Here is a 2296-nt window from a genome sequence, read left to right on the forward strand (position 1 = left end):
GTTGTAGACATCCCAGGGTCGTAACTTGTCAAGCGGCTTGGGCGATTTGACGGTGTGCCCAGGCCGTTTGTTCGCTGTAGTGGGTGTGATGGCGAAGGCAGCCGTGCAGGATGCCAACGAGTCGGTTGCCTGGGGCGCGTAGGGCTTGGTGGTGGAGGTCTCCGGCGGCGCGGTGCTGATCGTAGAATGTTCGGGCGCCTGGACTGTTGTTGATGGCGCCGAGGGCCCATTGGTCGATGGCGGCGTAGAGGCGTCGGTTGCGGACGCGGCGGGCCAGGATGGCGCGTTTCTTGCCGGAGCGACGGTCAGGGGTGATGTTCCGGCGTAGTTTTTGCGAGACTTGGCGGTGGTGTATCGGTTCGGGTCGTCCCCGAACTCACCGAGCACCCGGGCGCCGAGGATGACACCAAGTCCTGGCAGGGAGAGGTATAGATGTCGGCGTCCGGGTGTGCCTCAAAATGTGTGGCCAGTTCGGCTTCGAGCTCACTGATCTGACGATTCAGTTCGGCGATGATGCCGACTGCGGCGCGGGTGGTCGCGGCGAATGCGGCGGTGATCGCGGCGGGTGCGGTGAGTTGCTCGGTGCGCAGCGCTGCAGTGATCTCCTGAGCCCGGGCATCGAGGTTGCGTTGTCGCCCAGCGTGTTTGAGTGCCGACCGGATCTTGGCCAGGCTCAGACGAGTTGCCTCGCCAGGAGTGGGAGCGCGACCCAGGACGGCCAGGGCATCGCGGTCGTGCAGGTCGTCGAAGGCCTCCAGCGCGGCTGGGTAGTACTCGCGCAGTGCCGAACGCAGTGCGTTGGTGTGCCGGGTGCGGGCCCAGATCAGGTTCTGGTGTCCTCGGGCGAGGACCTTGATCGCCTCGGCTTGGGAGCTGTCGCCGGCCATCGAGCGGTGGTTGTGCCGGTCGGTGCGGACCAGATCGGCCAGCAGCTTGGCGTCACCGGCGTCGGATTTCGCGCCGGAGACCTGATGTCGCTCGCGGTACCGGGCGACCGCCAGCGGGTTGACCGCGTACACCTGGTACCCGGCCGCGCTCAAGGCTTGCACCCACAGGCCGCGGTCGGTTTCGATGCCGATCACCACTTGGCTGGGTTCTGCAACGTGGGCGGCCACCAACTCGTGGAACCCGCCGATGCCCGCGAGTCCTTCGGGTAGCCGGCGTGATGCTAGCCGCGCCCCGTCAGCGTCCATCACGTGGATGTCGTGGTGGTCCTCAGCCCAATCGTCCCCGACGAATATCATCTTCTTGCCTCCTAACTCCGTTGTGAAGAAACAACATTCAGAGCCGAAGGCCACCCGGCGGCAACCTAATGGACCAGTGCTCGACGACCGGCACGACACCCCATAAGCGCTACAGGCAACCTCACCAACCGGCCGGGGCACGCTCTACAGTTAGAAATCGACCAACGCTCCAGGTTCTCACCTGTGCTCACCGGCCAGCGGCTCAGTAATCAGCGTCCCGCGCAGTAAACGAAATCCCTACAGGAACACGCTGATCGGTTCCCATTAGGTTCTCATTTCACGTGGCGAACTTCTCACAGGAATGGCGAATGTGTGGCGAATCCGCCACGAAGATGAGAAAGTAGTTAGTCGCACTGGATGGGGTGTCGAGCCGCCCCCAGAAGTCGCCTTCTATTCTGCGCCAACGTTTTCCAGAACCACTGCTACTGCCTGCCCCGAGCCGATACAGACCCCGATCACCCCGTAGCGGGCACCTCTTTCAGCCAATTCGGTGGCCAGCGTCAACAAATAGCGAGTTCCCGTAGCCCCCGAAGGGATGTCCGATCGCGACGGCACCACCATTGGGTGTCAGCTTGTCGTCGGGCACCACGAAACCGTCCAGCTGGCTTGTCAATTCGCGTAGCACGCCTAGCGCCTGGGCGCTGAATGCCTCGTGCACCTCCCACACGTCGATCTGCTCGGGGCTAAGTCCTGCCCGGCGGATCGCGGCCGGGATCGCCCATGCAGGGGCCACGCCCATGATGCGAGGATCGATGCCGTAGACCGCGCTCGACACCACTCGGGCTAACGGCTCGACGCCGAGTTCGCTGGCTCGCTCCCGGGAAGCGATGACTACGGCACTGGCACCGTCACTTAAAGGCGAGGAGTTGGCCGCCGTCATTTGGGTCGTGCCGGGCTGGACCGGTAAAGCCGCCAGCACCTCGGCGGTGGTGTCATCGCGGATGAACTCATCATGTTCCGCCAGCCGGGCAGGTGTCTTTTTCGTCGCCGGGATCGGCACGGGCATAATCTCTTTGGCCAGCCGCCCTCGATCACGGGCAGCCTTCGCATGC

The 2296-nt window shown here is 63.9% G+C and carries 1 protein-coding gene and 2 pseudogenes; all 3 read right to left on the reverse strand.

The annotated features are described in order from the left end of the window. Window positions 1-28: 28 nt before the first annotated feature. Window positions 29-1244, reverse strand: a pseudogene (locus VGG53_RS04745) (IS110 family transposase). 390 nt (window positions 1245-1634) lie between these two features. Next, window positions 1635-1805 (reverse strand): hypothetical protein, encoded by a 171-nt coding sequence (locus VGG53_RS04750; RefSeq protein ID WP_331516838.1) that lies wholly within the window; start codon window positions 1803-1805, stop codon window positions 1635-1637. Continuing rightward, window positions 1723-2296: pseudogene (locus VGG53_RS04755) on the reverse strand (acetyl-CoA C-acyltransferase); the annotation flags it as partial. The pseudogene VGG53_RS04755 and the gene VGG53_RS04750, both read right to left, overlap by 83 nt.

This window comes from Mycobacterium sp. (assembly GCF_036490025.1).
GTDB lineage: Bacteria > Actinomycetota > Actinomycetes > Mycobacteriales > Mycobacteriaceae > Mycobacterium.